Below are 5,858 nucleotides of genomic sequence, written 5' to 3'. Positions count from 1 at the left end.
CGGCACGGGCAGCGGTCTGACCGCCGCCCGTGCCGCCCGGCTGACGGATCAGCGCTTCATCGGGCAGGTGGACATCCCGAGGATCGAGTAGAGCGGGCAGGACGACATCAACCCGGTCAGCAGCGGCACGATGCCGATCAGCAGCGCGACATGCCAAGTGCCGCCGATCGAGGTAAAGGCATAGGCGGCGATCATCGCGAGGCCGACGACGACGCGGATGATACGGTCGGTGCTGCCGACGTTGGTCTTGAACATGGGGCTCTCCTTGGCTCCGGCCGGTGCGGCCTTGCGGTGAAACCCTATCCCTCTGCCGCCGCCCTGTCAGTGACCTTGATCACAGATCGGACAATTCCTCCGCAATCGCGCGCAAGGCCCCGGGGTCGAGCAGGCGCACCTGCCCGCGCGCGGTCGCGACCCAGCCGTGGCGGGCGAATTCGTCCAGCCGACGCGAGATCACCTCGCGCGCGGACCCAAGGGCGGCGGCAAGCTCCTGATGCGTGGCGGTGACGGTGCCCGCCTCGGCGCGTGCCAGCAGCAGCGCGGCAAGGCGGCTTTCCAGCCGCCGGAAGGCGAGGGTGGACAGCAGCGCGACCATCTCGCGCATCCGCTGGCCGAAGGCGGCGAAGACGAAAGCGCGGAACGCGGGCGCATCCTCCATCAGCGCCAGGAACAGCGCGCGGGGGATGGCGACCAGCTCGCACTCGGTCGCGGCGCTGGCGTCGCCGGTGTAGGTCTCGCCTCCCATCAGCGCCAGCGTGGTCTGCATGCAGCTTTGCCCCGGCACCACGGCGTAAAGCAGAATCCCGCGCCCGGCGGGGCCGGTGGCGAAGACCTCGACCCGGCCCGCCAGCACCAGCGCGAAGCCCTGCGCCGTGTCGCCCGCGCGAAAGATCACGGCGCCCTTCGGCACCGTGCGCGGCACCAGCGCCTCCAGCCGCGCACGGGCCCGGAGATCAAGACCGGCCAGCGCCGGGGCGCGGGCGGTCCAGCCGGTCATTCGCGATGGCGCCCCTCGAAGCGCGGCAACATGGCGGAAAAGTCCCTGCCGCGGCCGCCCTCCTGCTCGACGAAGGTCTCGTAAAGCTGCCGGGCGAGGGCGCCCATCGGCGTGTCGGCATCCGCCGCTTCGGCCGCTTGCTGGGAAAGGCGCAGATCCTTCAGCATCAGTTCGGCGGCGAAGCCGGGCTTGTAACCGGTGTCGGCGGGTGATTTCGGGCCGACGCCGGGGGCCGGGCAATAGGCGTTCATCGACCAGCTTGCCCCCGACGAGGTCGAGACCACGTCGAACATCTTCTGGCGGTCCAGCCCCAGCTTGTCGGCCAGCGCAAACGCCTCGCAGGTGGCGATCATGGTGACGCCGAGGATCATGTTGTTGCAGATCTTGGCCGATTGCCCGGCGCCTGAGCCGCCGCAATGCACCGCCTTCTGGCCCATCACGTCGAAGAGCGGCCGGACGGTGGCAAAGGCCGCATCCGGCCCGCCCACCATGAAGGTCAGCGTGCCCGCCGTCGCGCCGCCGACGCCGCCCGACACCGGCGCGTCGAGCGCGGCAAGCCCCGCCGCCTGCGCGTCCACGGCGACCGCGCGCGCGCTGTCCACGTCCACCGTCGAGCAATCACAGAGCACCGCGCCCGCCGCCATCGCCGGGATCACCTCGGCCGCCACCGCGCGCAGGATGGCGCCGTTCGGCAGCATGGTGATGACGACCGCGGCGCCCTTTGCCGCTTCGGCGGCGCTGGCCGCTTGCCGGACCCCCGCGGGCATCGGGGCGGCGGAGTCGAAGCCGGTGACGGTGTGCCCCGCTTTTGCGAGGTTGGCGGCCATCGGCGCGCCCATGTTGCCCAGGCCGATGAAGGCGATCTGCATGTCAGCTCTCCGGGAATGTCAGGGTATCGGGGCCAAGCGGCGCCAGCAGCGCCGCCACTTGCGCGTCAGTCGGCGCGGTATTGCGCCAGCGGGGATTGCGGTCCTTGTCGATCACGGCGGCGCGGACGCCTTCAAGGAAGTCGGTGTGCTGCACCGCGCGCCAAGTATACCGGTATTCCGCCTCCAGCGCCGCGGGCAGATCGGGCGCCGCCCGCTGCGCCCGGATCAACGCCAGCGTGCAGGCCATCGACAGCGGCGAATTGCGCGCGATCACCTTCATCGCCTCGGCCGCAAAGGGTGTTTCGGCGGCTTCTAGCGCCGCGCGGATCGAATCCACGGTTTCGATTGCGAACGCACGTTCAATCTCGGGGGCCAGCGCGGCCAGCCGCCCCTCCGGCGGCGCGATCGCGGCGGCCGTCACCGCGCCCGCGCCGCCGGTGTCGCACAGCGTCGCCACCAGCGCGGGCCAGTCGGCTTCCGGCACGAACAGATCCGCGAACCCGGCGAGGATCGCGTCGGCCGCCCCCATCCGCGCCCCGGTCAGCCCGAGGTAATCGCCCAGGTGCCCCGGCGCGCGCGCCAGCAGGTAGGTGCCGCCGACGTCGGGGATCAGCCCGATGCCGCATTCCGGCATCGCGAGTTGCGCGCTTTCGCCCACCACGCGCGGGTGGCCGTGGCAGCCGACGCCGACGCCGCCGCCCATGACAAAGCCGTGCATCAGGCTGACCACCGGCTTGCCATAGGCCGCCAGCCGCAGGTTCATCCGGTATTCGTCGCGCCAGAAATCGCGCGCCATCCCGGCCTCGCCGGTGATGCCCTCGGCGTAGACCTTGGCGATGTCGCCGCCCGCGCAGAAGGCGCGCGGCCCGGCGCCGTCGAGAATGACCAGCGCCACCGAGGCGTCATCGGCCCAGCCGATCAGCGCCGCATCCATCGCGCGGCACATCGCGGGCGTCAGCGCGTTCAGCGCCTCCGGCCGGTTGAGCGTGATGCGTCCGGCGCGCCCTTCGACCCGGATCAGAACTTCCTCCATCACGCCGCCCCGATCAGGCTGCGCGCGATGATCAGCCGCATGATCTCGTTGGTGCCTTCCAGAATCTGGTGCACCCGCAGGTCGCGCACGATCTTCTCGATGCCGTAATCGGCCAGATAGCCATAGCCGCCGTGCAGTTGCAGGCAGGCGTTGGCCACCTCGAAGGCGGCGTCGGTGACGTAAAGCTTGGCCATCGCGCAGAACTTCGTCGCATCGGGCGCCTTCGCGTCCAGCTTCCAGGCCGCCTGCCGCAGGAAGGTGCGGGCCGATTGCAGCTTGACCTCCAGCTCGGCCAGCCGGAACTGCAGCGCCTGAAACTGGTCGAGCGTTTTGCCGAAGGCGCGCCGCTCGCCCATGTAGGCGAGCGTCGCGTCAAACGCCGCCTGCGCGCCGCCAAGGGCCGAGGCCGCGATGTTCAGCCGCCCGCCGTCCAGCCCCGTCATCGCATAGGCGAAGCCACGCCCCTCGTCGCCCAGCAGGTTCGCGCCTGGCACCGCGCAGCCGTCCAGTTGCACCTGACGGGTCGGCTGCGCGCGCCAGCCCATCTTGTCCTCCAGCGCGCCAAAGCTCAGCCCCGCCGCGCCATCCTCGACCACCAGCGCCGAGATGCCTTTCGGCCCCTCGGCCCCGGTGCGCGCCATCACGATATAGGCATCCGAATAACCGCCGCCCGAGATGAAGGCCTTGGTGCCGGTCAGCGCATACCCATCCGTCGTCCGCGCCGCCTTGGTGCGCAGCGCCGCCGCATCGGACCCCGATCCGGGTTCGGTCAGCGCATAGGAAAACACCGTCTCCATCGTGCAAAGTCCGGGCAGGAACCGCGCCTTCAGCGCCTGCGACCCGAAGCCTTCGATCATGCTGCCGCACATGTTGTGGATCGACAGGAACGCCGAGACCGCGGGGCAGGCCATCGCCAGCGCCTCGAACACCAGTGTGGCATCCAGCCGCGTCAGACCCGAGCCGCCATAGGCCTCGGAGACGTAGACCCCGCCCAGCCCCAGCGCCGCCACCTTCGGCCACAGCGCCTTCGGGATCATCCCCGCCGCCTCCCAGGCCCGCGCCTGGGGTGCGATCTCGGCCTGCCCGAAGTCGCGCGCCATATCGAAGATCGCCTGCTGTTCCTCGCTCAGGCCGAAATCCATGCCATCCGCTCCCCTGCCCATTCTTCTTGGTGGAAATACTCTCGGGGGGTGTGGGGGGCAGACAGCCCCCCACCCGTTCCGTCACTCCATCGGCTTGAAGTTCAGCGCCGCGCCGTCGCGGATGCCCGACGGCCAGCGCGCCGTCACCGTCTTGGTCCGGGTGTAGAAGCGGAAGGCGTCCGGTCCGTGCTGGTTGAGGTCACCAAAGCCGGATTTCTTCCAGCCGCCGAAGGTGTGATAGGCCAGCGGCACCGGGATCGGCACGTTGATGCCGACCATGCCGACGTTTATCCGGCTGGCGAAATCGCGAGCGGTGTCGCCGTCGCGGGTAAAGATCGCGGTGCCGTTGCCGTATTCGTGGTCCATCGCGTAGCCCAGCGCCTCTTCGTAGGTCTTTGCCCGCACGGTCGAGAGCACCGGGCCGAAGATCTCCTGGGTGTAGATGTCCATCTCGCGGGTGACGTTGTCAAACAGCGTCGGGCCGACGAAGAAGCCGTTCTCGTAGCCCTGCAGTTTGAAGTCGCGCCCGTCGGTGACCAGCGTCGCGCCCTGCGCCACGCCGGACCCGATCAGGCCCTTGACGCGCTCCATCGCGGCCCTGGTGACCAGCGGGCCATAATCCACATCGTTGCCAGCGGTATAGGGGCCGACCTTCAGCTTTTCGATGCGCGGGATCAGGCGTTGGATCAGCGCGTCGGCGGTGGCGTCGCCAACCGGAACCGCGACCGAGATCGCCATGCAGCGTTCGCCCGCCGCGCCGAAGCCCGCGCCGATCAGCGCGTCGGCGGCCTGATCCATGTCGGCATCGGGCATGATGATCATGTGGTTCTTGGCGCCGCCGAAGCACTGCACGCGCTTGCCGTTGGTGCAGCCGCGGCCATAGATGTACTGCGCGATCGGGGTGGAGCCGACAAAGCCGATGGCGGCGATGGTCGGGTTGTCGAGGATGGCGTCGACCGCCTCCTTGTCGCCGTTCACCACCTGCAGGATGCCGTCGGGCAGGCCCGCCTCCTTCATCAGTTCGGCCAGCATCAGGGGCACCGAGGGGTCACGTTCGCTGGGTTTCAGGATGAAGGCGTTCCCGGCCGACAGCGCCGGGCCCATTTTCCACAGCGGGATCATGGCGGGGAAGTTGAACGGGGTGATTCCGGCCGCAACGCCAAGGGGTTGGCGCATGGAATACATGTCGATGCCGGGGCCGGCGCTGTCGGTGAACTCGCCCTTCAGCATCTGCGCGGCGCCGATGCAGTATTCGATGACTTCCAGCCCGCGCTGCACGTCGCCTCTGGCGTCGGGCAGGGTCTTGCCATGCTCGCGGCTCAGCGCCTCGGCCAGCTTGTCCAGGTCGCGGTTGAGAAGCCGCACGAATTCCATCATCACGCGGCCGCGGCGCTGCGGGTTGGTGGCACCCCATTTCGGCTGCGCGGCGGCGGCATCGGCCACGGCGGCATCCAGTTCGGCCTTCGAGGCCAGCGGCACGCGGGCCTGCACCTCGCCGGTGGCGGGGTTGAACACGTCGGCAAAGCGGCCCGAGGTGCCCTTCACATGACGCCCGTTGATCCAGTGGCTGAGTTCGTTCATCGCCTTCTCCTCCGATATCGCGTTGGGGGCATCCTAGGCTTGCGTTTTTGCCGGGAAAAGGGGCAAGATTTCAAAAGGGTTTTGCAATTCTGCAAAGGGGCGGCGGATGGCCGATTGGGATGACCTGCGGGTGTTCCTTGCCGTGGCGCGGGCCGAAAGCCTGAGCCGGGCGGGGCGGGTGCTGAAGATCGACCCCGCCACCGTGGGGCGGCGGATCGCCCGGCTGGAGGAGGCGC

7 protein-coding genes are annotated in these 5,858 nt (G+C 69.3%); 1 reads left to right on the top strand and 6 read right to left on the bottom strand.

Annotated features, from left to right (window positions below; translation table 11 throughout):
* Nucleotides 1-48 precede the first annotated feature (48 nt).
* The 6 genes from AC11WY_RS18975 to AC11WY_RS18950 form a co-directional block, all read right to left on the bottom strand.
* A complete protein-coding gene (locus AC11WY_RS18975; protein WP_482928389.1) occupies nt 49-255 on the bottom strand; it encodes a YgaP family membrane protein in 207 nt (68 codons plus the stop codon).
* Between the two features lie 79 nt (nt 256-334).
* Entirely contained in the window at nt 335-997 is a 663-nt protein-coding gene (locus AC11WY_RS18970) for a Crp/Fnr family transcriptional regulator (protein WP_482928387.1), read from the bottom strand.
* The gene (mmsB, locus tag AC11WY_RS18965) at nt 994-1,866 is read right to left on the bottom strand and encodes a 3-hydroxyisobutyrate dehydrogenase (protein ID WP_482928385.1); all 873 of its coding nucleotides are present in this window, start codon (nt 1,864-1,866) and stop codon (nt 994-996) included. Before mmsB ends, AC11WY_RS18970 begins: the two co-directional genes overlap by 4 nt.
* Before the next feature lies 1 nt (nt 1,867).
* Complete coding sequence (locus AC11WY_RS18960; RefSeq protein ID WP_482928383.1) at nt 1,868-2,899, bottom strand: enoyl-CoA hydratase/isomerase family protein; 1,032 nt, start codon at nt 2,897-2,899, stop codon at nt 1,868-1,870.
* Complete coding sequence (locus tag AC11WY_RS18955; protein WP_482928381.1) at nt 2,899-4,041, bottom strand: acyl-CoA dehydrogenase family protein; 1,143 nt, start codon at nt 4,039-4,041, stop codon at nt 2,899-2,901. The genes AC11WY_RS18960 and AC11WY_RS18955 overlap by 1 nt, the downstream gene beginning before the upstream one ends.
* 81 nt (nt 4,042-4,122) lie before the next feature.
* On the bottom strand, nt 4,123-5,622 hold the full coding sequence (locus AC11WY_RS18950) for a CoA-acylating methylmalonate-semialdehyde dehydrogenase (protein ID WP_482928379.1): 1,500 nt from the start codon (nt 5,620-5,622) through the stop codon (nt 4,123-4,125).
* A gap of 106 nt (nt 5,623-5,728) precedes the next feature.
* Between AC11WY_RS18950 and AC11WY_RS18945 the strand changes: the two genes are divergently transcribed.
* Nucleotides 5,729-5,858 (top strand): helix-turn-helix domain-containing protein (locus AC11WY_RS18945; protein ID WP_482928391.1); only part of this gene is annotated, 130 nt, incomplete at its 3' end.

The sequence above is a fragment of the Solirhodobacter sp. genome (assembly GCF_964715405.1).
The sequence above is the reverse complement of the archived record's forward strand: the minus strand, read 5'-3'. Positions and strand labels throughout refer to the sequence as shown.